Annotated in this window: 21 protein-coding genes; 6 read left to right on the top strand and 15 right to left on the bottom strand. The window is 68.1% G+C overall.

Going from position 1 to position 26,039, the window contains the following annotated elements:
• Positions 1 to 33 precede the first annotated feature (33 nt).
• Together KZJ41_RS22995 and KZJ41_RS22990 are read right to left on the bottom strand one after the other, a co-directional pair.
• On the bottom strand, positions 34 to 864 hold the full coding sequence (locus KZJ41_RS22995; protein ID WP_006945887.1) for an SDR family NAD(P)-dependent oxidoreductase: 831 nt from the start codon (positions 862 to 864) through the stop codon (positions 34 to 36).
• 1 nt (position 865) lies between these two features.
• Positions 866 to 1,345 (bottom strand): nuclear transport factor 2 family protein, encoded by a 480-nt coding sequence (locus tag KZJ41_RS22990; RefSeq protein ID WP_006945886.1) that lies wholly within the window; start codon positions 1,343 to 1,345, stop codon positions 866 to 868.
• Positions 1,346 to 1,513: 168 nt separating this feature from the next.
• On the opposite strand from KZJ41_RS22990, the gene KZJ41_RS22985 reads away from it, so the two are divergent.
• The 3 genes from KZJ41_RS22985 (at position 1,514) to KZJ41_RS22975 (ending at position 4,018) form a co-directional block, all read left to right on the top strand.
• The gene (locus tag KZJ41_RS22985; RefSeq protein ID WP_029545790.1) at positions 1,514 to 2,776 is read left to right on the top strand and encodes a lipase family protein; all 1,263 of its coding nucleotides are present in this window, start codon (positions 1,514 to 1,516) and stop codon (positions 2,774 to 2,776) included.
• Between the two features lie 191 nt (positions 2,777 to 2,967).
• Entirely contained in the window at positions 2,968 to 3,450 is a 483-nt protein-coding gene (locus KZJ41_RS22980) for a nucleoside deaminase (RefSeq protein ID WP_029545788.1), read from the top strand.
• 151 nt (positions 3,451 to 3,601) lie between these two features.
• Positions 3,602 to 4,018, top strand: a complete 417-nt coding sequence (locus tag KZJ41_RS22975; protein ID WP_029545786.1) for a hypothetical protein — start codon at positions 3,602 to 3,604, stop codon at positions 4,016 to 4,018.
• A gap of 123 nt (positions 4,019 to 4,141) precedes the next feature.
• Here KZJ41_RS22975 and KZJ41_RS22970 read toward each other — a convergent pair whose 3' ends face one another.
• The 3 genes from KZJ41_RS22970 to KZJ41_RS22960 all read right to left on the bottom strand — a co-directional run bounded on the left by KZJ41_RS22970 (position 4,142) and on the right by KZJ41_RS22960 (position 6,953).
• Complete coding sequence (locus KZJ41_RS22970; RefSeq protein WP_029545784.1) at positions 4,142 to 4,975, bottom strand: alpha/beta fold hydrolase; 834 nt, start codon at positions 4,973 to 4,975, stop codon at positions 4,142 to 4,144.
• The gene (locus tag KZJ41_RS22965; RefSeq protein WP_029545782.1) at positions 4,972 to 6,093 is read right to left on the bottom strand and encodes an extradiol ring-cleavage dioxygenase; all 1,122 of its coding nucleotides are present in this window, start codon (positions 6,091 to 6,093) and stop codon (positions 4,972 to 4,974) included. The genes KZJ41_RS22970 and KZJ41_RS22965 overlap by 4 nt, the downstream gene beginning before the upstream one ends.
• Positions 6,094 to 6,185: 92 nt before the next feature.
• Positions 6,186 to 6,953, bottom strand: a complete 768-nt coding sequence (locus tag KZJ41_RS22960; protein ID WP_051359211.1) for a FadR/GntR family transcriptional regulator — start codon at positions 6,951 to 6,953, stop codon at positions 6,186 to 6,188.
• A 258-nt stretch (positions 6,954 to 7,211) separates the two neighbouring features.
• On the opposite strand from KZJ41_RS22960, the gene KZJ41_RS22955 reads away from it, so the two are divergent.
• Positions 7,212 to 8,246: an amidohydrolase family protein gene (locus KZJ41_RS22955; RefSeq protein ID WP_029545778.1), complete on the top strand. Its 1,035-nt coding sequence runs from the start codon at positions 7,212 to 7,214 to the stop codon at positions 8,244 to 8,246.
• Positions 8,247 to 8,317: 71 nt separating this feature from the next.
• Here the strand turns inward: KZJ41_RS22955 and KZJ41_RS22950 are convergent, their stop codons facing one another.
• The 10 genes from KZJ41_RS22950 to KZJ41_RS22905 form a co-directional block, all read right to left on the bottom strand.
• On the bottom strand, positions 8,318 to 9,511 hold the full coding sequence (locus tag KZJ41_RS22950) for an IS110 family transposase (RefSeq protein WP_006942124.1): 1,194 nt from the start codon (positions 9,509 to 9,511) through the stop codon (positions 8,318 to 8,320).
• A gap of 661 nt (positions 9,512 to 10,172) precedes the next feature.
• Positions 10,173 to 11,951 carry an AMP-binding protein gene (locus KZJ41_RS22945; protein WP_006936700.1) on the bottom strand — a complete coding sequence of 593 codons (1,779 nt, stop codon included), beginning with the start codon at positions 11,949 to 11,951 and terminating at the stop codon, positions 10,173 to 10,175.
• A 63-nt stretch (positions 11,952 to 12,014) separates the two neighbouring features.
• Complete coding sequence (locus tag KZJ41_RS22940) at positions 12,015 to 12,812, bottom strand: SDR family NAD(P)-dependent oxidoreductase (RefSeq protein ID WP_029545776.1); 798 nt, start codon at positions 12,810 to 12,812, stop codon at positions 12,015 to 12,017.
• Positions 12,809 to 13,369 (bottom strand): aromatic-ring-hydroxylating dioxygenase subunit beta, encoded by a 561-nt coding sequence (locus tag KZJ41_RS22935; protein ID WP_006936696.1) that lies wholly within the window; start codon positions 13,367 to 13,369, stop codon positions 12,809 to 12,811. The genes KZJ41_RS22940 and KZJ41_RS22935 overlap by 4 nt, the downstream gene beginning before the upstream one ends.
• Complete coding sequence (locus KZJ41_RS22930; protein WP_029545774.1) at positions 13,366 to 14,646, bottom strand: aromatic ring-hydroxylating dioxygenase subunit alpha; 1,281 nt, start codon at positions 14,644 to 14,646, stop codon at positions 13,366 to 13,368. The genes KZJ41_RS22935 and KZJ41_RS22930 overlap by 4 nt, the downstream gene beginning before the upstream one ends.
• A 77-nt stretch (positions 14,647 to 14,723) precedes the next feature.
• Complete coding sequence (locus tag KZJ41_RS22925; RefSeq protein ID WP_006936693.1) at positions 14,724 to 15,842, bottom strand: NDMA-dependent alcohol dehydrogenase; 1,119 nt, start codon at positions 15,840 to 15,842, stop codon at positions 14,724 to 14,726.
• 39 nt (positions 15,843 to 15,881) lie between these two features.
• Positions 15,882 to 17,357, bottom strand: coding sequence for an aldehyde dehydrogenase (locus tag KZJ41_RS22920; RefSeq protein WP_006936692.1), 1,476 nt, complete (start codon positions 17,355 to 17,357; stop codon positions 15,882 to 15,884).
• Positions 17,358 to 17,438: 81 nt separating this feature from the next.
• Entirely contained in the window at positions 17,439 to 17,759 is a 321-nt protein-coding gene (locus tag KZJ41_RS22915; RefSeq protein WP_006936691.1) for a 2Fe-2S iron-sulfur cluster-binding protein, read from the bottom strand.
• Positions 17,760 to 17,814: 55 nt separating this feature from the next.
• Complete coding sequence (locus KZJ41_RS22910) at positions 17,815 to 19,053, bottom strand: NAD(P)/FAD-dependent oxidoreductase (protein WP_029545771.1); 1,239 nt, start codon at positions 19,051 to 19,053, stop codon at positions 17,815 to 17,817.
• Positions 19,050 to 20,381 carry a cytochrome P450 gene (locus KZJ41_RS22905; RefSeq protein ID WP_006936686.1) on the bottom strand — a complete coding sequence of 444 codons (1,332 nt, stop codon included), beginning with the start codon at positions 20,379 to 20,381 and terminating at the stop codon, positions 19,050 to 19,052. The genes KZJ41_RS22910 and KZJ41_RS22905 overlap by 4 nt, the downstream gene beginning before the upstream one ends.
• A gap of 563 nt (positions 20,382 to 20,944) precedes the next feature.
• Here KZJ41_RS22905 and KZJ41_RS22900 point away from each other — a divergent pair.
• Both KZJ41_RS22900 and KZJ41_RS22895 read left to right on the top strand, forming a co-directional pair.
• The gene (locus KZJ41_RS22900; protein ID WP_029545769.1) at positions 20,945 to 22,021 is read left to right on the top strand and encodes a LuxR C-terminal-related transcriptional regulator; all 1,077 of its coding nucleotides are present in this window, start codon (positions 20,945 to 20,947) and stop codon (positions 22,019 to 22,021) included.
• Positions 22,022 to 22,543: 522 nt separating this feature from the next.
• Complete coding sequence (locus KZJ41_RS22895) at positions 22,544 to 26,017, top strand: serine/threonine-protein kinase (protein WP_029545767.1); 3,474 nt, start codon at positions 22,544 to 22,546, stop codon at positions 26,015 to 26,017.
• The last annotated feature ends 22 nt before the right edge of the window (positions 26,018 to 26,039 follow it).

The following is a 26,039-nucleotide window of genomic DNA, read 5'->3' as shown; positions in this document are numbered from 1 at the left end:
CACGGCGTCTCGCCCGGTGCGCCGGGCCGCGGATCAGTACAGCGGGCCGCCGCCGAATGCGGCCCGATGCGAATCCGGTTGATTGCCTTCGACGTCGACGACCCCGTAGTCGAGGGCGGTCTCGGCGGTGATCAGGGTGCGCCCGCTGCGCTCGTTCACCTTCGGATCGTTCGCCAGCGCGACGATCACGCGGCCGACGAACTCCGGGGTCTCGGCGTTGGCGAGGGAGAAGCCCTCGAAGTTGTCGATGCCGCGGGCGAGCATCGCCTCGTTCTTCACCAGTCCCGGCCACAGCGACAGGGCGGTGACGCCGGTGCCGGCGAGATCGACGGCCATGTCGGCGGCCATCTTGTCGAGGCCGGCCTTCGAGATGCCGTACAGCACCGAGTGCAGGTAGCCGCGGGTGCCGAACGACGAGATGTTGACGATCATCCCGCTGCCGCGCGGCACCATCAGCTGCGCGGCGTCGACGGAGGCCACGTAGTGGGCGCGCAGTCCGACGCCGACGAGACTGTCCCAATCGCTGATCGGGCGTTTCCAGAACGGCTCGGAGAAGCCCGCGAACCCGGGCGGGCTCGCCCACACGTTGTTCACCAGCAGGTCCAGCCGGCCGCCCTGCTCGTCGGCGATGCGCCGGAACAGTGCCCGGATCTGCTCGTCGTCGGTGTGGTCGCACTGCACCGCGATGCCGAGCCCGCCGCGTTCGGTGACAGTCGCGGCGGTCCGGTCCAGGGGGCTGTCGGTGCCGACCGGGCCCCGCGCGGTGACGTAGACGGTCCAGCCGTCGGAGCCGAGGGCGCATGCGATGCCCTTGCCGACGCTGCGGCTCGCGCCGGTGACGAGGGCGACCCTGCGTTCGGTCATGTCAGAACACCACTTTCACGTCGTCGGTCAGGGCCCGTTCGATGGACCAGTGGACGCGCACGTGGCACCGGGCGATCTTCCACCTGCCGTCTTCGAACGCATAGTCGTCGTCGTAGTCGAGTGCGCTCACCCGCTCCGTGCGGGCACGCAGGTCGACCTGCCGGAACCGCAGCGTCCAGGCGCCGGTGGCGGTGCCGTCGCCGGTGAGTTCGATGCTGGGGTGCATGCCGTGGTGCATGTCGAGCACGATGTACCGGTCGTCGACGCGTTCGAGGGCGATGCGGGCGTAAACGTCGACGAGAGCGTCGGCGTCGTCGAAGCTGCCGAGGGCGGGGCCGTAACAGATGTCGGCGCCCGTCGCGACGAAACAGTCGCGCATGGCCTTCGGGTCCTTGGCGTCGCACGCGCGGAAATACCGGTGCTTGAGCATCCGGATCTCCTCGAGCGCTTCGAGGCGGGCCAGTCGCTCTTCGACGGTCATGGCGTCGTCCTTCCGTCCTGCGGATACAGCGGCGAGCGGACCGTAGCGCCGGGGGGCTCCTCTCGGCATCGGTCGTCCCGGTGATCGGACCGTGGCGTCATCCTGTCATAGAACTTGTTGCAGAAATATCGACGCAACACCTTCCGTGGCGGTACACACGTGTGCAGAATGCTCGGCATGCCGATGCGCACCGCCCGACTGCTCACCGCGGCCCTGACGATGCTGCTCATGCCCCTCGTCGCAGGTCCCGTCGCGGCCGCCGCTCCGACAGGGTCCGTGTCAGGCACGGGCGACGCCGGGTTCTACCTCCCGCCCGACCCGCTGCCCGACGGTGCGGCCGGCGACGTCCTGCGCGCCGAACCGGCCGTCGCGCCGGCGCTCGACGCCACCGCCACCCGCGTGATGTACCGCAGCGAGAACGCCACGGGCGGCCCGACCGCCGTCACCGGCACGGTGTTCGTGCCGTCGCAACCCTGGGCCGGTGACGGCCCGCGCCCGACGATCGTCCTCGGCCCGGGCACGCAGGGCATGGGCGATCAGTGCGCGCCGTCGAAGTTGACCCATCACGCCCAGGAGTACGAATACCTGCACATCGTGCCGCTGCTCGCGCGGGGCTACGCCGTCGCGATGACCGACTACGAGGGCCTCGGCACGCCCGGTGTGCATCCCTACCTGAACCGCGTCTCGCAGGGGCACGCCATGCTCGACATGGCCCGTGCCGCCCTGCGGCTGACCGACCGCGGCATCGACGAGGGCACCCGCATCGGCTTCTGGGGCTACTCACAGGGCGGCATGTCGTCGGCGGCGGCCGCGGAGCTGGCGGACACCTACGCTCCCGAGCTGCCCGTCGTCGCCGCGGTCGCGGGTTCACCGCCGGCGTCGCTCGCCGATCTCGCCGTCGCCGGCGACGGCTCGCTGCTCTCCGGCGGAATCGGCTGGGTGGTCAACGGATTCGCCGCCGCCTATCCGCAGTTGCGGGAGGAACTGCTGAGTGTGTTCAATCCCGCCGGACGCGACATCCTCGCGCGCGCCGAGACGTACTGCATCTACGACGCGCCGCGCATGAATCCGTTCTTCCCGACGACCTGGTACACGGTCGACGGCCGGCCCATCGCCGAGCACCTGGCCGCCGAACCGTGGGCGTCGCTGGTGCACGAGCAGCAGCTCGGCAACATCGCCCCCGCCATCCCGACGTTCGTCGCGCAGAACACGACCGACGACTTCGTCCAGGTGAGCGGCGTCGACACCATGGTCGGGAAGTGGTGCGCGGGAGGAACATCCGTCACCTATCGCCGCTACGGCATCCCGCCGGTGCTCACCGGGACGGGTGCGGGTCACGGGATCGGCCTGATCCCGGCCGCCGTGGAAGGCCTGGACTGGATGGACCGGCGGTTCGCGGGCGCGCCCGACGAGAACACCTGCACCGGCTGACGGCCGCCGGCCGACCGCGGTGACATGATGCGGTCGACGACCGCGGTGACATGATGCGGTCGACGACCGCGGTGACATGATGCGGTCGACGACCGCGGTGACATGATGCGGTCGACGACCGCGGTGACATGATGCGGTCGACGACCGCGGTGGCATGATGCGGTCGACGACCGCGGCACCGGGAGGACCTCGTGATCGACGAATCGGAGATGACGCACCTGCGGCGGTGTGTGGAACTGGCGCGGGAGGCGCTGGACGCCGGCGACGAGCCGTTCGGCTCGGTGCTGGTGTCGGCCGACGGCACGAGCCTCGCCGAGGACCGCAACCGCGTCGCGGGCGGGGACCGGACCCGGCACCCCGAGTTCGAACTGGCCCGCTGGGCCGCCGCGCACATGGGCGAAGCCGAGCGCGCCAGCGCGACGGTGTACACGTCCGGCGAGCACTGCCCGATGTGCGCGGCCGCGCACGGATGGGTGGGGCTGGGCCGCGTCGTGTACGTGGCGTCCTCGGCGCAACTGGTCGGCTGGCTGGAAGAGCTGGGCGTGCCGCCGGCGCCCGTCCGGGCCCTGCCGATCCAGGAGGTTGCGCCCGGGGTGACCGTCGAGGGGCCGGTACCGGAACTCCTCGACGAGGTGCGTGCCCTGCATCGTCGGTGTCACGGACACGCGGTGTGACTGTTCCGTGACACGCTGGGTCACGGCCGGGTGACAGCCAATCGATGTTGATCACGGGTTGTGTTCGACTGCGGCGCTTTGCAGTTCCTGTACCCGTACCTGGGTCGACCATTGAACCGGTCGGGCTGGTCAACGGTCGAAAGGAACGCCCATGAAGGGCTCGAAGCTCGGACGCGCAGCGGTCGCCCTCGCGGCGCCGCTCGCATTGATGACGGGCCTCGCGCCCACGGCATCGGCAGTGGACCCCTACCCGTACGGCAGCTGGAGCGTGAGCGTGCGGGAGCACACGATCACGGTCAAGTTCATCTACTACCGCGCCCCCGAGGCGGACTACCCGCACTACTGCAACGCGGTGATCGACGAGATTCCCCTGGTGAAGAGCGCGAAGATTTACTACGCCGACTACGAAACCGTGAAGTTCGACAACGTGCCCGACGGCGACTACACGGTCGACGCGGACTGCCAGGACGACGACCACGTGTACCGGAGCGTCGGTTCGATCGACGTCTCGATCCCCGGCCCGGCGCAGACACGGTTCGTCGGCAGCCACCACTTCTCCTTCGGCTGAGTCCTGACCGCTCGCCGGGGCGGGAGGAGTCATAGACAACGGCGGCTCGACTCCACGGGGGTCGGGCCGCCGTTGCCGCTGTCCGGCGTCCCGAAGTCCCTCGCGTGGTCGATCGGACGGCGCTCAGCCCCGCAGGAAGTCCGCGACTAGTTCGTTGAACTCCGCGGCCCGCTCGATCTGCGTCCAGTGCCCGCAACGAGCGAAGACGTGCAGGTCCGCGTCCTGCAGCAGGTGCAGCATGGTCCACGAGACCTCCGGCGGCACGACCTTGTCCTCCCGTCCGTGAATCAGGAGCGAGGGCGTGCGGATCGACCGCACTTGCTCCTCGGTGATACCGAGCTCGTTGCCTTTGTGCCGGGGGTCGAGGAACATCGCGCGGTAGGCGTCGAAGGTTTCCAGGCTCGCCTGGTAGCGAATGCGGACCAGCTCGTCGGTGATGATGGACGGGTTCACCGCAAAGTAGTCGAGCAGCAGTGCCCGCATGTTCTCCAGGGAGGGTGCATAGGCGCGCAGGGCCTTCAGCCCGTCGGTCACGGTCATCCCGACGCCGGGCGAGCCCATGAGGACCATTCGGGAAATCCGTTCCGGATGGCGTTCGGCGAGGTCGAGCGCCATCCGTCCGCCCAGCGAGTTGCCGACCAGCGACACCCGATCGAGCTCCAGCACGTCGAGCAGGCCGAGGATGTGGTCGCTCCAGGTGCGAAGTGAGTAGACGATGTCCCCGGGACGCGAGGTAGCCCCGTATCCCACGGTGTCCGGTGCGATCACTCGGAAGTGCTCGGCAAGCCCGGGAATGGTGTGTTGCCAGTTCGCCCAGCCCGACACTCCGGGGCCGGATCCATGAAGCAGCACAACGGGATCGCCGCTGCCGGCCTCGAGGTAGAACGTGTCGATCGGTCCGGCGGTGACACCGGGCACGGCGACTCGGCGGCCCTGGGCGAGGTCGGTGGTGGTCATCGTGGTTCCTGTCCCGCCCGGCCACCGGCACCGCCGGCGTAGGCTTCGTCGGGCTTGCCGGAGAACACGGCGAAGCACTTGTTGGAGTTGAATACGTCGGTGGTGACGAGTGTCGACCAGGTCAGTGGCAGCCCGAGTTCGTGCATCGCGCCCAGCAGGCAGTACCAGTTGAGCATCTCGTGTTGGCCGGACTCGACGATCTCGGTGCCGCTCACCGCACGCCAGGTGTCGACGTCCCCGTGCACGAAAGCGTCGTAGAGCCGCTCGTCGACCGGGGTGTCCGGACGGAGATGCCAGAGCTTGTCGGTGAGGAAGGCATGCGACCAGCTCGACGAGGCCACCAGGGCGACCCGCTTGTCGGTCGCGGCGAACGCGCGCGCTACGGCGGCGCCGAGATCGAAGCAACGGTTCGGGGTCGGGCCGACCGGGTCGAGCTGTTCGTCGGCGATGTCGGCGAATCGAGCGAGGCCGCCCTTGCGGGCAATCGCATGCTGGCCATAGCAATTGACGGTGATCGGCACGATCGGATAGGGAAGCTTCGATCCCGCGTTCTCGTAGTCGAGAAAGATCTGTGTGTTGAGGATGGCGTGCGGGAAATGGGCCTCGGCGCGCTTGCGATACGAGTATGCCATGTCGAAGCCGTTCTCGATCAAGGCATTTGCCAGGCTCCGCGCGGCCTGCGGGTCGCCGTGCAGGGTGATCGTGAAGTCGTCGGGTAGTCCCCAGGCATTGGGGCTGCCGCGCTCGTTCATCACCTCGAACGCCGGGACCTCGAGGTCGTCGTAGGCCAGCACGCAGAACGGCGGCACGACCTCTTCGCGGAAGTTCTCGTACTGGTCGTCACCCCATACCACCACGAGGTCCGGTTCGAACTCGTCGAGTGCGGCCCTGCACCGGGCGAGGTGGTCGACCAGCTCGGCACGATGCGCGGCTGCGGCGGCCGTGCCGCCGTCGTCGTCCCATTCGCGGCGCATCCGGGCCGGCCAGTTCGCCGGATCCTTCAGGTCTTCCGGGATGTCCGGGTCGGTCAGGGTCCACCGCAGTAGCCCTGCCATGTGCTCGTCGGTGCCGGCGAGCAAGGGATAGTGAGTGATCCCCAACCCGAGGAATTCTGCCATGACTCCTCCTCATGCATTCGGCATCGCTGCCGAGACAAACCTTACGGAATCATGTATGCACAATTCAAGGGATGGAGCACAATTGTCGGCAACTATTCCGGCGCGACCGGCGAACGAGTGGGATCCACCGCCCGCACCAGGTCCTGACGGTGCAGTCCCAGGCACTTGTCCAGCGCCTCGCGGTCACCGTCGCGGATGGCGGCCACGATCTCGACGTGCACGGCGATGCTGTGCCGGTACATCTCCTCGTGGTCGGGCAGCAGTTCGACGCGCGTGGCCGCACCGCCGATGATCGCGGCGATCGCCTCGTACATGCCCGCCAGCACGGGGATCCGGGCGGCTCGCGCGATCGCCAGATGCAGCCTCAGGTTTGCATCCAGGAAGTCGCGCGGCGTGCCCGCCGACCGCATCGACTCCAGTGCCCATTCCATGTCGCGGATGTCCGTCGGGCCCGCCCGCTCTACGGCAACCCTGGTCAGGACGTCCTCCAAGTGCATGCGGGCCTCGAACAGATCCAGTGGATCCGTTCCTGTTCCGGAGAACCACAGGTCGAGCGCTCCGAGCCGGACCTGTGGCGGCCGGCTCGCAACGAACACCCCGCCGCCGGGCCCGGGCTTGACCACCACGAGCCCGCGGTCGCGCAAGATCCTCAACGCCTCGTTGATCACGGTCGGGCTGACCCTGAAACGCTCCATGAGGTCCGTACGTCGGCCGAGGGAGGTCCCCACCGGGGTGTGCGCGGCGAGCAGCTCGTTCTCCACTTCGACGGCGACCTGTTGTGCCCGCGAGAGCGACCGCTGGGCCTGCTTCTTTCCGGGGCCGTCCGCTGTCCGCGAGTGAGTCCTAGTCGATGACGTCATCAGGTTCGACCTCTTCCCAGGGCTGTGAACTGCGTATATGCCGGAGACGCCGGCGCAGGGCCGTAGTCCGACCTCAATCGTATCTGCAGGATTGGCGAGATTCGCGCGCTGTGAGCCCCCGGGTGTGGGGTGTAGCGGGCGTGCCGGCGCGGGAAGGTGGACCAACGTAATCATCTTGAATCCTGTAGTCATGATTTGTTACGGTTTCGATCACCCCGTCGGAACATCGACCCCGCGGGCGTCGTCGAGGGAGCCAGCATGAGCACGCACGTGAACGGCAACGCCGGATCTCCGCTTCCTCTCGGGGCGATCGACGTCCACACCCACGCGATCGGCACCCGGCTTCCGGACTTGTCCGGCCGACCGGGACGCTGGCCGTCCATCGAACTCCTCGATCCCCGACGCGCCCAGCTCCTGCTCGGCGGTCGCCCCTACCGCGAGATCGACCACCGGTGCTGGTCCGCCCAGCGCCGACTCGTCGACATGGACGCCGAGGGGATTGCAGCACAGGTCGTCTCGCCCATTCCTGTCACGTTGTGTCACGACCAGCCCGCCGACGGTGCACGGATCCTGGCTGTGGCGCAGAACGATGCCCTCGCCGCACTGGTCGCCGAGGCACCGGGGCGGCTGTACGCCCTCGGCGCCGTTCCCTTGCAGGACCCCGACGCCGCGGTCGCCGAGCTCTCCCGCTGCATCGACGAACTGGGTTTCCTCGGTGTCGAAATCGGTACTCGCGTCGGCACGCGAGAGCTGGCCGACCCCGCATTCGACGAGTTCTTCGCTGCTGCGGCCGAGCGCTCGGCACTGGTGCTGGTGCACCCGGTGGACACGACGCTGGACCCGCGGCTGTCGATGTTGGGCCTGGAGTTCGGGCTGGGGATGCCCATGGAGACAACGACCGCCGCGGCGGCGCTGCTCACGGGGCGGACCCGCACTCCGGGCGTGCGCCTGTGCCTGGCCCACGGCGGCGGCGCCCTACCTGCGATCTTGCCCCGGCTCGACCGAGGCGCCGTTCTTTCCGGCACGCCCGGACCGGCGCCGAGCGAGCGGGCCCGGGACCTGTGGTGCGATTCCCTCACCTACGACGCGGCGGCACTCGGCCAGGCTGTCGCCCGATTCGGCGGCGAGCACGTCCTGCTGGGCACCGACTACCCCTTCGCTGCACGCGAGACACCGCCCGGAGCCGTCCTCGGCGCCTGCTCCGACGAGCTCGCGGCCGCGATCCGCCGCGACAACGCCGCCGAGCTCATTGCCACGGTTCGCCCGCTCACCGGACCGGCAAACGCCCGCTGACGACGAACTCCCACTGACCCGTAACCAGCGGGCAGGAGCGGCGGCAGTGGGGGGTGTCCCTATGGTTCCTGTCAAGCCGCTGAGGGGAGTGGTGCCCGGTAGAGTTCCCTGTTTTTCAGCATGGCGTAGAGAACGTCGCAGCGGCGTCGGGCGAGGCAGATCAGGGCCGCGTTGTGCTTTTTCTTCTCGGCACGCTTTTTGTCGTAGTAGGCGCGACTGGTGGGGTCGTGGAGGGCGGAGAATGCGGACAGGAACAGCGCGCGTTTGAGCTTTTTGTTGCCGGAGCGGGCCGGGTGCTCGCCACGGATCGAGGAGCCCGATTTACGGGTGACCGGTGCGATGCCGGCGTAGGCCGCCAGATGGGCGGCGGAGGCGAAGGCGGAGCCGTCACCGACCTCGATCAAGACCCGGGCTGCTGTCCTGAAACCGATGCCGGGCATCGAGGTCAGGACCCGGGAAAGAGGGTGTTCATCGAGCGCCCTCTCCACGTCCTCGGCAACCATTTTCCGTTGCTGGAGAGTCTCTTTCAGGGTGTCGGCGAGTTTGGGGAGGATGGTCTCCGCGGCCTGGGTGCCGGGCACGACCACGGTCTGCTCGTCGAGGGCGGCAAGGATCTCACCGACAAGTCGGGTGCCCATGCGGGGTGCGTGCTTGACCGCGATCGCGGTGAGTTTGCGCTTGCCGACCTTGCGGATTCCGGCCGGCCCGCCGCAGCGGGAGAGGATCTCGAGGACCGCCGGGTGTGCCACCCGGGGGCCGAGGACCCGCTCGAGGGCGGGGTGGATGGAAGTGAGCAGACCGCGGATCCGGTTGCTGACCCGGGTGGCCTCGCCGGCGAGATCGTCGTCGAACCCGACGAGGACCTCGAGCTCGGCGAGGGCCTCGACGCCGGTGTCGACCCGGCGCAGGGTGTGCGGCATGGTGCGGGCGGTATCGGCGATGATGAAGGCGTCGCGGGCGTCTGTTTTCGCCTGTCCGGGGTACAGGTCGGCGATGCGGCGCATCGCCAGTCCGGGCAGGTAGCCGACCTCGTGGTCGCAGGCGCGGGCCACGGTGACCGGCAGGGCGCCGATCGTATTGGGTTGGTCGACGACCACCAGCACCGATCCGTGGCTGGCCAGGCGGTCGAAGACCGCCCGCAGCTTCGCTTCGTCGTTCGGCAACGCCTTGTCGTAGACCTTCTTTCCGGCGGCAGTCAGTCCGACGGCGTGGTGCTCACCTTTGCCGACGTCGATGCCGCAGTACACCGCATAGTTCGAGTCCATTCCCGGGTCGTCCCTTGTGTCTCGGTCGGCCGGTCGCCGATCCGGCATCGACGCCCGACACCCACGTTACAAAGAGACCTACCCTACTTCGGTTGGCCGTGTCCCTATCAGCGGTCCGTCGACGCCACCACACCCGGCGACACCACCCCCCGGATCATGCGAGAGACAGGGGCAAGGAGTCATACCGGGTCTGGCGACCGGAGTCCTTCTGCGAAGGACCGTAAATAACGTAACGGGGCGGAGCTGAAGGACCGTGGAGCGGCCGTCGACGAGCGTCCGTGGCCGAGGTGGCTGTTCCACCGGGGCACTCAGGTGCAGGGGCCGGGTGTGGTGCGAGTCGGGGTTGCCGTGCCGCTGTCAGGTCTGGCAGAACCTGCACGCCACCGCGACCACTCCCGGTACCGACCCTCGTTTCATCCGGATATCCGGGTGCAGAGCGGCCACACTCCATCCCAGCACCGAGGAAAGCTCCGTCTCGGCGAGGCCGGCACTACGTACTGCTGTCCGGCGATCCATCCCCTGTCTCGCGTAGGCATACCTGTGCTCGTTCGCAACCACGCACCATCACAATGTGCTTCGGTCCCGGCGCCTGCGACGGAACCAGGACTCGCTCAGGGATGTTCGTGTACCCCGGGGCAGGTGCAGCCCCGGGGTACGCGACTCAGGGCCGTAATTCGGGGAACTGGTCGTCGCGCCATTCACCGGCACCGGCGACGCCGGATTCTTCGCGGCCACGCAGTTCCACGCGGCGGATCTTGCCGGAGATGGTCTTCGGCAGGTCGGCGAACTCCAGGCGGCGTACGCGCTGGTACGGCGCGAGGTTCTCGCGGGCGTGCCGCAGGATGGCCAGTGCCGTCGCCCGCGTCGGCTCGTGACCCGGCGCTAGGCTGACATAGGCCTTGGGCACGGCCAGCCGGACTTCGTCGGGGGCCGGCACGACCGCGGCCTCGGCGACCGCCGGATGCTCGATCAGCACGCTTTCCAGCTCGAACGGCGAGATCTTGTAGTCACTGGCCTTGAACACGTCGTCCGTGCGCCCGACGTAGAAGATGTAGCCGTCCGCGTCCCGGGAAGCGACGTCGCCGGTGTGGTAGAAGCCTCCTGCCATCGCCTCGGCGTTGCGTTCGGGATCGCCCAGGTAGCCGGTCATCAGGCTTATCGGCCGCGCTGTCAGATCGACGCAGAGCTCGCCCTCTCCGACACCGTCGACCCGCGCGCCGGTCACCGGATCGACCAGCACGACCGGAACACCGGGCAACGGCAGACCCATCGATCCGGGCTTGACCGGCATGCCGGGTACGTTCCCGACAGCCAATGGCAGCTCGGTCTGGCCGAACCCGTCGCGGACCGTCAATCCCCATTGCCGCCGCACTTGATCCATGACTTCGGGGTTCAGCGGTTCTCCCGCGGAAAGCAGCTCACGCAGCTGCGCGGGGCCGCCGGAGAGGTCGGCGTTGATCAGCATTCGCCACACCGTCGGTGGGGCACAGAACGTGGTCACGCCGGCCCGGCGGATCTGTTCGAGCAACGTGGCGGCATCGAAGCGGGAATAGTTGTAGACGAAGATCGTCGCTTCGGCGATCCACGGGGCGAAGAAGCAACTCCAGGCGTGCTTCGCCCAGCCCGGCGAGCTGATGTTCAGGTGTACGTCCCCGGGTGCGGCTCCGACCCAGAACGAGGTTGCGAGGTGCCCGAGGGGGTAGGACACCTGCGTGTGCTCGACGAGTTTGGGCCGGCTCGTGGTGCCGGAGGTGAAGTACAGCAGCTGGGGGTCGTGCGGAGCGGTGCCGGGGTGCGTTGCACGGGGAACGTCCAGCGCGTATGCGTCGGCGAAGCTCACCCAGCCGGCAGGTGCCTCATGCGCGTCGCCGACCACGAAACGCGTGTACTTGCCCTCGATCTCGTCGAACTTGGTGGTGTCGGCGATGTTGGCGATGACGTGCCGGGCACCGCCCCGGTCGATGCGATCGGCCAGATCCACCGGGCCGAGCGCGGTGGTCGTGGGCATGATGACCGCACCGAGCTTCATGACCGCGAGCATGGCCTCCCAGAGTTCGACCTGGTTGTTCAGCATGAGGACGACTCTGTCTGCCCGGGCCACTCCGTGGGCGGCCAGATGGGCGGCGACCTGATCGGACCGGCGTGCGAGTTCGTCGAAGGTGTACTTCGCCTCGGCGCCGTTCTCTTCCACGATCCACAGGGCCACCCGGTCGTTGCCCCGTGCGATCGCATCGAACCAGTCCACGGCCCAGTTGAACCGCTCCCCGAGATCCGGCCAGGTGAACTCGTCGACCGCCTTGCGGTAGTCGCGGCCGAGATCCTGGAGCAGATCGCGTGCCGACCGGTAGAGCTCGGTTGCCCGGCCGTGGGTCGAAAGTTGTTCAGGATCAGATGTACCCGAGACACGGGATGTGTCGTCGACGTGGGATACGCCGGTCATGGCTCACCTTTCCGGGTCTGCACCCTGGATGTGGGATCGGTCGGTCTGTGGCGCGGCGACGTGTCAGCCCATGCTGCTGCCGCCGTTCACACTGATCACCTGTCCGGTAACGAAGCCGGATTCCGGGCGAAGGAGATAGGCGACGGCCCCGGCGACTTCGTCGGGAACAGCGGGGCGGCCCATCGGAATGAGTCGCACCGCGTCCTCGACGACCGGCCGTAGAACGTCGGGGAGGCGGTCTCCTTCGATCGCGGCGGCCAGCTCCGCGGTCAGGGTGTAGGCCGGCGCGACGGTGTTCACGGTGATGCCTGCGGGTGCGAACTCGCGCGCCAATCCGACGGCGAACGCGTGCACCCCGCCTTTGGCGGCGTTGTAGACCGCGTGGGCGGTGAGGCCGTTGCGCACGGACTCGGCGCCGATGTTGACGATGCGTCCTCCGCCGTTGTCGACGAGATGGGGGAGCAACGCCATGCTGGCCCGCAGCGTGGTCCACAGGTTGTTGTCGATGGTCGACTTCAGCGTCTGCTCGGTATGCTGGAGCGTCGGCGCGATGACGCCCCCGCCGGCGTTGTTGACGAGTCCGTACACCGGGCCGAAAGTCTCCGTGGCCGCGGTGAGCATCGCGTCCGCGGCGCCCGGGAGCGCCAGATCACCGACGAATCCCGCGGGCTCGGGAACGCCGGGGGGTGCGCTCAGCGCCCCGAGCCCGCGATGGAGTTCGTCCTCGTCACGGGCAGCGACGAGCAACGACGCGCCGTCGGCGAGCAACCTGCGGGTGATCGCGAGACCGATGCCGGTCGCTCCTCCCGTGACGATCACGGTGCGGCCCCGCAACGGTGCCCCGTCCAGTTCGGCGTTCACAGGATGATCGCGACGTCGGACACCTGGCGCAGGCTTCCCATGCGCAGCACGCACCGCTTCGACGCGATCCGCAGGTGCCCGTCGACGACGCGCAGTCGATAGTGGTAGCGGCCGGCGTAGGTGTAGGAGCGTTCGCCGCGGAAGCGCCAGACGACGAACTCGGCGACCACCGGAAGCTCGGCCGCACCGTCGGTGCCGTCGACGACCGGGCGCAGCCGCACGTTGGACACCTGGTGGCTGGTGGCCGAGTGCGGGTATTCCCGGTGTGCCCGGCGGGAATTGAGTCGCTCCACGCGGCAGGACAGACGCAGGTGGTCGTCGTCGACGAGCACCAGGTCCCGGGCCGGGTCGGCGTCGGGGGTGTCGTTGCAGGGCACGACGTAGCGGCAGTCGTCGGTGTAGAGGGTGATCCAGGTGTCGAGGTCCCAGTCGTCGAGCAGTTCGGCCTCGAGGTAGAGCAGGTCCTCGACTCGGCTGCGGGTGACCTGACGAAGGTCGTCGACCTGCGGGGACGGCGCCGGCGCGGCCTTCGGAGTCTCGGGTGCGGTGGTGGTCATCGGGCCTCTCCGATCATCTGCTCGTTCCAGCGTCGCCAGAAGGCACGCATCTGCTCTTCGTCGTTGGCCTCGGGCATGCGCGCCATGCCGCGTGAGATGTCGTTCCACTCCACTCCGCCGCTGTGGAAGCCTTGCTGGCAGGACTCGAGGGCTTCGATGTCGTCCGGGGTGGCGAAGCCACCGGGGCCCAGGAAGGTGAGGAAGCTGTCGAGACGGCGCTGCCGCAGCTGGGGTTGCTCCTGACTCGGAGCGAGCTCCCAGGCGGTGATCTCCATCCGGTCCGCGGAGACAGGCATGAACGTGCGTACGGTAACTGCCATGATGTCGTTGATCACCAGGTTCGGGTAGATCAACAGGTTGCGGTTGACGTCGGCCATGCGCGAGGCGCGCTCTTCGCCGTGCTTGGCCACGAGTTCGGCGCGCAGCCGGCCGATCTCCTCGCGCGCGCCCTCACCGAACAGTGGCTCCCACTTCGCCACCGGTCGGCCCCACGGTGCGGTGTATTCGAGTACCGCGTGCCCGTTGCCCAGGGCCTTCGCCGTGCCCTGGACCCCACCCGCGAGGTCGGTGCCCAGCGCTACCAGGTACTTGAAGTAGGTGTCGTGGGTGCTGACCGCGTGGTAGCCGTCGATGCTGTTCTCCGCCAGGAGTTTCCAGTTGGCATTGATCGCGTACTCGTTGGTTCCGGAGATGATTTCCGCGTCCTCGACCGCGTCGACGACGAGGTCGAGGTACTCCGTGGCGCCCGCCAGGTAGTCGACCAGGGGCACGATGTCGGGATCGTAGGAGAGGAAGACGAAGCCGCGGTAGCTGTCGACCTTGGCGGCGGGCCGGAGCCCGAGTTTGCCGAAGTCGAGGTCGTCGCCGTACGCCTGGCGGTCCGGGATGCCCACCAGTTCGCCGTCGGTGTTGAACGACCAGGCATGGTAGAAGCACGAGAAGATCTTCGCGTTGCCACGTTCGGCGCGGCAGACCATTGCGCCGCGGTGGGTGCAGGTGTTGTGGAAGACGTTCACCTGCCCCGATCGTCCGCGGACCATGAAAACCTGGCGTCCGCCGACGGGGCGGCGCACGTAGTCGCCCTTCTTGCGGATTTCCGACTCGTGGCCGACGTAGAGCCAGCTGTGCGCGAAGACCCGCTCGAGTTCCATCGCATGGACCTCCGGTGAGGTCATGGTGGAGCGGTGGACACGGAAGCTGTGTGCTTCACGATCGTCCTCGACGAACGGTCCGTGGGGTGTCGGTAGTTGGGTCGTCGGGTCGTCTGTGACGGTCATCGGTGCCTCTCTGGGATTGGGCCGAGGTTGGTGCGGGAGGGGATCCGAGGGGCCGGATCGGTGCAGTCGGGCGGTCGCTAGAACCGGATGACACCGCGGATGTTGGTGCCGGCACGCATGTCGTCGTATCCCTGGTTGATGTCGTCGAGGGCGTACTCGGTGGTGATCAACTCGTCGAGCTTCAGGTAGCCGGCCTGGTAGAGGTCGAGCAGCTTGGGGATGTCTGCGCGCGGGCTCGACGAGCCGAACAGCGAACCCTTGATCTTCTTCTCGTAGAGGATCAATTCGAGGATCGGTACCGGGATGCCGACGGCGGCGGCGTTGCCGAGCGCGGTGACGACGACCGTGCCCTGCTTGCGAATACCGGCGAATGCCTGCGCGATGTGGTCGCCGGTGATGACGCCGACGGTGACGATCGCGACGTCGGCGCCCTGGCCGTTGGTGAAGCTCTTCGCGATCTCGATGGCCTCCTCGACGGTGGCGACCGCGTGCGTGGCACCCAGAGAGAGCGCCGTGTCCCGCTTGAAGGCGACGGGGTCGACCACGATCACCCGTGCCGCACCGGCATGCACGGCACCCTGGACGGCGTTCGCGCCGATGCCGCCGACACCGAGGATCAGCACGGTGTCGCCGGGTTGCACCTTGCCGGTGTTGACCGCCGAGCCCCAGCCGGTCCCGACTGCGCAGCCGAGCAGGCACGCCTTTTCCAGCGGGGTGTCCGCCGGGACTTTGATGGCGGAGTCGACGGCGACCGTCGTGTATTCGGAGAAGGTGGAGATGCCGAGTGCCTGGGCGACGGGGGTGCCGTCCTCGAGCTGCAGTCGGAAGCTCGTCGGGTCGTCCCAGCGCGAGCCGACCAGGACGTTGGCGCCGAGGTCGCAGAGGTTCTGGTGCCCGGTGGAGCACCAGCGGCATTTTCCGCAGGCCGGCAGGAACGAGAAGATGACCTTGTCTCCCGGTTCGAAGCCGGAGGTGTTCGGGCCGACCGACTCGACGATGCCGGCGCCCTCGTGTCCACCGCAGACCGGGTAGACGGCGACGGGGAGGTCACCGGTGGCCATGTGGTCGTCGGAGTGGCACAGCCCTGAGGCGACCATCCTGACTCGGATCTCGTTCTGTCGGGGTTCGTCGACGACGAGGTCGACGATTTCGAACTTGCCAGGGGCTTGGCGGAGAACGGCGCCGCGGCTTTTCATGAGGACTCCTCGGGTGTGGGTCGGTGAGACGGGTTCTGCTCAGGCCTGCGCGGCCGAGGCGTCGAGATAGATGGTCTTGAGGACCTGGTAGCTGTGCAGGGCCTCGGGTCCGAGTTCACGGCCGATGCCGCTGGCCTTGATTCCGCCGAAGGGGGCGACGGGGTCGTTGACGTAGGCGTTGATGCCGATGCTGCCGGTGCGCACCCGGCGGGCGACGGCCTCGCCGCGCTCCGGGTCTGTGGTCCAGACGCTGCCGCCCAGGCCGTAGTCCGAGGCGTTGGCGATGGCAACCGCCTCGTCCTCGTCGGTGTACGGGATCACCGACAGGACCGGCCCGAAGATCTCCTCCTGGGCGATGGTGTGGTTGTTGTCGACCTCGGCGAACACGGTCGGCTGCACGTACCAGCCGTGGTCGAGGCCCGCCGGCCGGCCGCCGCCGGCGGTCAGCCGGGCCCCTTCGGCCTTCCCCTTGGCGATGTAGGACTCGACCCGATCGCGCTGCCGTGCGGACACCAGCGGACCGATCTGAGTGGTCTCGGCCAGAGGATCACCGATCCGCAGGGAGGACACGAGCCCGCTGACGGTGTCGACGACCTCGGCGTATCGCGATCGGGGGGCCAGTACGCGGGTCGAGAGCCAGCAGATCTGACCGTTGTTGAGAAGTGTCGAGGCGAAGAAGCTCTCGATCGTCGAGGCCAGGTCGGCGTCGTCGAGGACGATCGCGGCGGACTTGCCGCCGAGCTCGAGGGTCACCGGGCGCAGCAGGCGCCCGCATGTCTCGGCGATCGTCCGGCCGGCCGCCGTCGATCCGGTGAACGAGACCTTGTCCACCTGCGGATGGGCTACCAGGTAGGCCCCGATCTCGCCTCCACCGGGCACGACGTTCAGTACGCCTGCCGGCAGCTGTGCCTCGGCGGCTGCCTCGGCCATCAGCATGGCGTCGAGGACCGTCTCTGGAGCAGGTTTGAGCACGACCGTGCATCCGGCGGCGAGGGCGGGGGCGAGCTTGAGGAACGTGATTCCCTGCGGGACGTTCCACGGGACGATCGCGCCGACCACGCCGATCGGCTCACGGATCACGCGCGCCTTCCCGCCGAGCATGCCCTGCCGGGTCTCCTCCTGGGGGGTGTCGGCGACCAGGCCGGAGTAGTAGCGCAGCAGCAGGGCCGGGAACCCGCCCTCGAACTGCTGAGCGAGCCAGATCGGCATACCGTTCTGCGAGCTCACGCGGGTCGCGGTTTCGGGGGCGCGCTTCTCCAGTGCCACGGCGAAACGCTCGAGCGCCTCGCGGCGGCGCGCCGGATCCCAGCGGGACCAGCCCCGAGGGTCGTCGAATGCCCGGCGGGCGGCGGCGACGGCGTCGTCGATGTCCCGTTCGCTCGCTTCCGGGACGCTGCCGAGGCGTTCCTCGGTGGCCGCGGCCCGCACCTCGACGGTGCGCGACGATGACGGGTCGGCCCAGCTTCCGTCGATGTAGAACTGCTGATAGTCGGTCGTGCCGGTGAGTGCGGTCATGGGGTGCGGCTCCTTTGTAGCGCGGTCCCGGAAATGGGGTGAGGAAAGGGGGTGGCCCCGCAGGTGGGGTCCGGCGCCGGGTCAGCCGTTGGAATCGGGCACGACTACTCGGGCGCCCTCGCACGCGGCGTTGACGATGAGTTGGCATGACAACCGGGAGCGCTCGTCGACATCCTCGGCGTACTCGAGCAGGTCGCGTTCTTCGTCGGTGGCCGCGTCGAACAGCTCGGCGTACTCGGGGTCGACGTGTACGTGGCAGGTCGCGCAGGAGCAGCTGCCGCCGCACTCGGCGACGATGCCGGGCAGGTTGTTGCGAACCGACCCGTCCATGATGCTCTGTCCCACTGGGACATCGACGATGTGGGCGGTTCCGTCGGGGACGAGATAGGTGATCTTGGGCATGGTATTCCTCGGATCGTGCAGGTGGGGTGGTACGTCGCAGGCCGGCGCGATGGCGTCAGTGGACGGCGTCGCGCAGGGCGACACCGGGATCGGCCAGTCGGCCGGGATCGACAGGTGTGCCGGCGCCGATCCACTTCTTTCCGGCCATGAATTCCGGTGCGGCATTGGCGGACTCGACCGCGAGGGGGATTCCGTCGCGTAGGTGGAAGAGAGCGAAGCGCCCCGACTCGGGGTTCCCGCGGCAGACGATGTCGGCCCCAGGTCGCACGACGCCGGCGATCTTCAGCTTCAGGTCGAACTGGTCGGACCAGAACCACGGCGTCTCGGGCTGCGGCGACGGTGTGCCGAGGATCGCGGCTACCGCCTGCCGGGATTGTTCGGTCGCGCTCGGGATGCTCTCGAGTCGCCCGATGCTGTCGAGTCCGGGCACACGCCGGCAGGTCACGTCGCCGATGGCGAGGATCGCGGGATCGCTTGTGCGAGCGAACTCGTCGACGACGATGCCACCGGCCGGGCCGCGCTCCAGGTCGCAGGCTGCGGCCAACTCGTCGCACGGCAGGGCGCCGATCCCGATCAGCGCTGCGGTGCAGTCGATCGTCTCCCCGTCGTCGAGGACGACGCGTTGCACCTGCCCCTCGGTGCCCTCGAGCCCGACGACCCCGACACCGGTCCGCACGACCGTGCCCTGTGCGGTGTGCCGCGCGGTGAGGATCGTCGACAGTTCGGGGCTCGCGACCCGGGCCAGGACCCGGTCCTCGCGTTCGAGGATCACCGCGTCTGCGCCGGCGGAGCGAACGACTGCCGCCACTTCGAGGCCGATGTAGCCGCCGCCGATGATGGCGAGGGTGCGGCCTTCCGTGACCCACTTGCGCAGGGCTCGGGCGTCGCCGAGGGTGCGAAGCGCGCCGACCCCGGCCAGCTCCGCTCCCGCGACCGGCAGGGGGCGGGGGCGGGAGCCAGTGGCGAGGACCAGCACGTCGTACCCGATCCGCTCGCCGGAGGCCGTGACGACCCGGCCGGACCCGCGGTCGATTTCGGTGACCTGTTCACCGAGACGCACCGTGACCTCCTGCTCGCGGTAGAACTCCGGGGGGCGCAGCCACTGCTCGAGGTCACCCTCGGCGAACTTCTTCGACAGCGGCGGCCGGTGGTACGGGTAGTCGAGTTCCTCACCGAGCATCGTGATCTTGCCGGTGTGCCCCTCCTGCCGGAGCAGGCCCACGAGTGAGGCCGCGGCATGCCCGGCACCGACGACCACCACACCCCGGGCGGCGCCGGGGGGAGCGGTGGTCACGCGAGCTCCAACCGGACCGGCAGGCTCTTCAGCCCGCCGACAAAGTTGGTCTGGGTCACCTTGCGTTCCCCGGTGATCTCGATCGAGCGGATGCGCGGCAGCAACTCCTCGAACATGATCCGCAACTCCTGCTTGGCCAGGTGCTGACCGGTGCACATGTGCGGGCCGTATCCGAAGGCCATGTGCCGGTTGGGCTTGCGGGTGATGCGGAATTCGTCCGGGGCGTCGAAGACGTCGGTGTCGCGGTTGCCGGACTGGTAGAGCAGCATCAGCCGGTCACCGGCTTTGATGTGTCGACCGCGCAGCTCGTAGTCCTCGGTGGCCTGGCGCATGAAGTGCTTCACCGGGGAGCACCAGCGCAGGCCCTCGTTGATCAGGTCTCCGATGAGGGTGGGATCCTGCTGGACCGCGGCGAGCTGATCGGGGTGGTGGGCGAGTGCTTCGAGGGTGCCGGCCAGGGTGGAGGTGGTCGTGTCGTGCCCGGCGGTCGCGATCGTCACGAACCAGCTGTAGGCGAACTGCTTGGGCCAGTACTCGCCGTCGGCCTGTCGCGCGTTGGCGATGATCGAGGCGAGGTCCTCGCGCGGGTTGGCGCGGCGATCCTCCACCAGTACGTCGAAGTACGCGAAGAAGTCGGCAATGGCGGCGGCCCACTGCTTGGCCGCGGCCTCCGGGCTGAGGGGTTCGACGTCGGCGCGGACCTCGTCCGGATCGGCCGTGCCGAAGAACTCCTGGGTCAGAGCCATCATGCGCGGCTCGTCCTCTTCGGGAACGCCGAAGAGGGTCATGACGACGTGCAGCGGATAGAAGATCGCGAAATCCTTGACGAGATCGAGTTCGTTCCCCCCGGGGCGCAGCCTCCGTGCGATTGCCTCCGTGGCCAGCGCCCGGATGCGATCCTCCCAACGCTTGAGGTTGGCGGGCCGGAACCAGTCGCTAGCGACGTCCTTGACCGCGGTGTGCTCCGGCGGATCGAGATAGGGCAGGGCGTCGAGGATGCGCAGGCTCCCGCCGGTGAGGCTCTTGGTGAACGCGTCGCCGGCCTGGTTGGTCAGGATGGGGTTGTGGGTGCCGGGGTCGGACCCTCCGCCGTTGCAGAAGAGTTCCGGCTGGCGCTCGATCTCCAGGATGTCGGCGTGTTTGGTCACCAGCCACAGCGGGTCGTAGCCTTCGACGTGTACCTGGGCGAGCGGGTTGTTCTCCCGCAGCCACTTGTAGGCCGCGAACAGGGCCGTCTCGTCTCGGTGGCCCTCGGGGAGAACTATCCGGCGGGCGATTTCGTCCGGTACGGGTCGGGTGGGACCCGTAATGGCCTCGATGGTGGTCACAGTTTTCCTCCGATGGGTGGCAGCAATGTCGCGGAGACGTCGCGGTCCGGCCGTCCGTCGCGTGACGCCGATCACTCGAGTCCCGATAATCTTCGATCCCGGGCGGGGTGATGCACATCACTCCCTGGGCGCACGTTTCTCATCCCAACGGCTGACTCGGCCTCGGCGACCACCTGCGCCGAAAGAGGAAGAGCGCCTCGCCACGCCTATCGTTGGACGGACAGGAGGAAGATTCAGAATCATGCATCCATGTCTCGCCCCGTGGTCGAGCGCATCGGCGGACGGACTCCTGCGCGCGGTCGGCACGGGCGAGCGAGAAACGCCACCAGCCCGGGCCTGACCGAACTACGCCGATCGGATTCCTTCAGAAAATCCGGGGTATTGAGACATGCATGCATGAATTGCTAACATTTCCCTTATCTGCTCTGGCAATGAGGCCGGGAAGGAGCACCGAATACGTGGTACCGACGATGCCCTTTCGGTCGGCCGCGGCCGACCGCGCTTCTTCGCCTGCGCTACGCCCCGTCGGGAGTGTCGGTGAGGAGTTGGATCGGGCCCGGGGTGTGCTGGCACTTGCCCATGAGCTCCTGGGGCGGAACGCCCCGGCCGATTCGCGCACTCCGGCCGACCTCGACGAGGCAGATTTCGCCCTCGAGGTCGTCGAGGAGGCCCTCACGCGCAGGCTCGGTGAAACAGTGCCCGGCGCGGAGATCGCTCGTCTGCTCGGGTTGTCCCAGCAGGTCGGTCACGCGCGGGTGATGCTGCGCCAAGCCGAGTTGGCACAGCGATCGGAGGCGATCGCCGGAGTCGGGCGGGCGCTCGATGCGCTGCGGACCGTCGGGTCGGTAGCCGAGCTTGTCCGGCTCGCCCCGACCCATGTCGGCGAGTTGGGTTATCGGCGGTGCATGTTGTCCCGGGTCGAGGGCAACCGCTGGGTGGCGAAGTCGTGCTACGTGCGGAACGATTCGGCGCTCGCTGCCGAGATCCTGGCGGTCGGCAGTCGGAGCCGGACGCTGGGCCACCGGCTCATCGAAAGCGAGATCGTGCGGCGCCGTTCGCCGGTGCTGGTTCCCCGGGCGCAGGCAGACGACCGCGTGGACCCGGGCTTCAAGCAGGTCACGAGCACTTCCTCCTACGTCGCCGCTCCCATCATGGTCGGCTCCGGAGTGTTCGGCTTCGTCCACGCCGACAGCCCGAGCGACGGCCGGGAGGTCGGCGAGTTCGATCGGACGCTTGTCCGCACGTTCTCGGAATGTCTCGGCTATGCCCTGGAACGTCTCTACTATCAGGAACGCCTCCGGACGATCCGGCAGCAGGTCACCGCCGTCATGGATGCCTCGCCGGACATGCTGGACGAAATGATCGCTTCCAACGAAGAGTCGGCGAACGATTCGGTCGTTGCGCTTCCGGGATATCGCCACCCGATGCAGTCCGGCCACCCTGTGGGGAATGTGGACCTGCTGACCCGGCGGGAGCTCGAGGTCCTTGCGCACATGGCCGAGGGTGACTCGAATGCCCGCATCGCGAACCGGCTGTTCATCTCGGAGGCCACAGTCAAGGCCCATGTGAGGCACATTCTGCGCAAACTCGGTGCCGCCAACCGAGCCGAAGCGGTCTCCCGCTATCTTCGGGCGGGGTAACTCCTTCCGGCATCGAGGAATCCGACGCGAGTGCCAGGGCGGGGATGCCGCGCGGTCCCGGCTCCCGCTCCAGGAACAAGGGATTACCGATTTCGGTCTTCCGCTGCTCGGGGCCCTCGGTGACCGGACTCGTGCCGGGCGGCATGTATTCACCGATGGTTCTGCGGCACAACGAAATCGAGGTGCCCGTGCTGGAATCCGACAACCGCGCGATCGCCGCGCTCAGCGTCACAGGTCCCGTCAACCGATTCCGGCCCGAACTCCACCCCGCCTCGGTCCGGGCGGCAGTAGCCGGTGTGGCTATTGCCCTCGCGCGCCGGACGCACATGCTCGAAACACGTGAAATGTGGCGCCGTGAGTGCGGGACCGGCCTGCTCCGAAGCCCGCACTCATGGCGGTCTCGACTCCCGCCTGAGTCTGTGCCGGTAAGGCTAGAATGAGGAACCAAACCCAGGTAGAGCCATGTGCAACCATGATCCGACCGGAGACAGTCAGTGGCGTAACAGTCGGTGAGGACCAACCGTGTCGGACGAAGCCGTCGAGCATCCCTCGAACCAGTTCGAGAGAGAGATAGCCAACGAGCTGGCTGCTGTCGGTTTCGACGAGCCTCGGGTGCTGGGCCGGGGCGGTTTCGGCATCATCTACCGTTGCCGTCAACCTGTCCTGGACCGGGTAGTGGCGATCAAGGTCTTGAGCTCGAACCCCGATGAGGCCGATCGCATTCGCTTCCTGCGTGAGCAGCAGGCGATGGGCCGGCTGTCGGGGCATCCGAACATCGTGCACGTGCTCGAGGCCGGCGTCACTCATACCGGACGTCCCTACATCGTGATGCCGTTCCACCGCCGCGACTCGCTCGACGCGTGGATCACCCGGCGCGGGGCGCGCACGGTTCCCGAGGTGCTCGACATCGGGATCAAGATGGCCGGAGCTTTGGAGACGGCGCATCGGGCCGGGGTGCTGCACCGGGACATCAAACCGGCGAACATCTTGCTCTCCGAGTACGGCGAACCGCAACTCGCCGATTTCGGGATCGCCCGACTGGCGGACCGGCAGGACACCACCCGAGGCTTGGTGGTGGGTTCCCCCGCCTACACCGCGCCGGAGGTGTTGCACGGACGCTCACCCTCGGTCGCCTCGGACGTCTACGGACTCGGCGCCACCTTGTTCACCGCGCTGGCCGGCCGCCCCGCCTTCGCTCGGCGCCGCGGGGAGGAACTGGTGGAGCAGTTGTTGCGGATCAGCACCGAACCGATCCCCGATCTGCGCGCACACGAGGTCCCGGAGGGCGTCCGGGTGGTGATCGAGCAGGCGATGGCCCGCGACCCCGCCGACCGCTTCGGCACGGCGGCGGCGCTGGGGGAGGCGCTGCGCCGGGCCGGGACGGATCTGGGATACCACGTTGCCGACCTGCCGCTGCCGCTGGCGGGGGACGAGGAGAGCCCACCACAGCGGGAAAACCGTGACCCTGCGGGGACCGCGGCGTACCTGCGCCTCGAGCCGTCGGCCGGGGCGTCCGGGCCCGTCCCTCCGCCCGCCGTGACCACCAAGTACCGCCCCCCGGTCACGGCTCACGCGATGGTGCCGCGCACCCGGCTGCTCGGCAGGCTCGGGACCGCGACCCGACCCCGGTTGATCTTGATTCATGGTCCGGCCGGATACGGAAAGACCACCCTGGCCACCCAGTACGTGCAGATGCTCGAGCGCACCGGCGGCACGACCGCCTGGCTGACCATCGACGAGGACGACAACACCCCGGCGTGGTTTCTCGCGCATCTCGTCGATGCGATCACGGTGACCCTGCCCGGGTTGGGCACCGAGTTGACCCGGGCGCTGGAAGGACACGGGGGCGGCGCCGAGCGGTTCGTGCTGACCACCCTGATCAACCGGACGCATGCGGGTGGGCAGCACATCGCGGTGGTCCTCGACGACTGGCACCGGGTGACCAACCCGGCCAGCCGGTCCATCGCCCGGTTCCTGCTCGAACACGGCTGCCACCACCTGCAGCTGGTCGTCACCAGCCGGACCCGGCAGGGTCTGCCGTTGAGCGGCCTGCGCGTGCGCAACGAACTGATCGAAATCGACTCGGCCGCATTACGCTTCGACCTCGACGAGTCCCGGGAACTGCTCACCGGCGCCACGGATGTGCAGCTCGACGAGGAGGAGGTCGTCGATCTGGAGGAATCGACCGACGGGTGGGTGGCGGCGCTGCAATTGGCCTCCCTGACCCTGCGCGAACACCACGATCCGCGCACGGCGATCCGTCATCTGTCCGGCCGGCACCGGGTTCTCGGCGAGTACCTCGCCGAGAACGTCCTCGATACCCTGGAGCCGGATCTGCTCGACTTCCTGCTCGCCACGTCGATCACCGAGCGCACGTGCGCTGCTCTCGCCACCGCCCTGACCGGCCGTGGGCATACCCAGGCGGTGCTCGAAGACATCGAGGCGCGGAACCTGTTCCTCACGCGTCTCGACGAGGAGGGACAGTGGTTCCGCTACCACCACCTGTTCGCCGAGTTCCTGCGCCGCCGGCTCGAGCGTGACGATCCGGAACGCCTGATCGAGTTGCATCACACCGCCGCCGAGTGGTTTCTCGAACAGCACCTACTCAGCCCGGCTGTGGATCACTTCCTCGTCGCCGGCAGCGACGACGACGCGATCGATGCCGTCGAACACGAGGCGATACCACTGCTCGAGCACTCACAGATGAGCACCCTGCTCGGCCTGGCCGCGAAGCTCCCCGGCACGTCCAGCGCGCGCCGGCTGCGCCTACAGACCACGCTGGCCTGGGCGCATGCCATCCTGCATCATCGCGTTGCCGCCGCCGAGGCGCTCGGCAACATCGCGGCAGCTCTGCCGTCGGCAACCGCAGACGAAGCTGACATCCGAGCCGAAGCAGCGCTCATCCGGGCCACGGTCAACGCCTTCGACGACCGGCTCGACGGGATGGATGCGGCGGTCGAGGCCTGCACCGCCCGTGCCGACCGGCTCCGCCCCTGGGTCCTGTGCGGCACCGCTGACGTCGCGTCGTTTCGATCGATCCATCGGTTCGACTTTGCCGAGGCCCGGCGCTGGCAGCAATGGGTACGTCCATACCATCGGCGATCTTCCGGGCCCTTCAGCGTCATCTACGGGTACTGCCTCGACGGGCTGGCCGCACGAGAACAACTCGATCTCGGCGATGCCGAGGCCAGTTTCCGTCATGCCATGCAGCTGGCAACCGAGCGGGGAGTGGAACTGTCCTACGGCTCCCGGCTCACCGGGGCCCTGCTCGGAGACCTGCTGTACGAGCAGGGGAACCTTGCCGAGGCCGAGCGATTCCTCGACCAGAGCCACAGTCTCGGGGCCGAAGGCGGAACGGTCGATTTCATGCTGTCCACCTACGTCGTCGGTGCGCGCCTGAAGCACCGGCTCGGCCGGTACGACGCTGCTGCCGAGCGATTGAACGAAGGCGAACAGCTGGCACGTACATTGCAACTTCCGCGCCTGTCGGCGCACCTCGTGAACGAGCGCATTCGCCTGGGAATCGGATCCGGGCATTTCAGCCCGGACAGCTTTCCTCGGCAGCTCCCGCAAGAACCGCTGGACGGTATCAGTCGGGTTACCACTGAGATCACAGAGGAATCGGTCATCCGGCTCCTTGTTGCCGGCTCGGCCAGCGCCCGGACGCAGGCCTGTGACAGAGCTCGAGTGCTTGCAGAGTCGATCGACGCCACCTGGCGGCCGAGAGCATCCCTCTATGCGCGCGTGTTGCTGACCGAGTGCCTCGCCACTGCCGGGTCGGACCGTGAGGCGGAGCGCGTGGTTCTTCCGGTGCTCGAGCAATGCGCCGGGGTCAGTATCGTCCAGCCCTTACTGGATGCGGGGTCCGCTGTAAGCGTCCTTCTGCACCGCATCGCGCAGGAGCGCAGCGCCCACGGTCTCAGTCCCGCAACGGCTCTCTACCTGGACCGATTGCTGGAGAGCCCGAACCCGTCCACGACTCCGGACGATGCGTGAACCCGGGAACGCGGCATCCGCC

Source organism: Rhodococcus sp. 11-3, assembly GCF_023704055.1.
Lineage (GTDB): Bacteria > Actinomycetota > Actinomycetes > Mycobacteriales > Mycobacteriaceae > Rhodococcus > Rhodococcus aetherivorans.
Note: the sequence above shows the minus strand (reverse complement) of the source record. Positions and strands in the feature narration are given on the sequence as shown.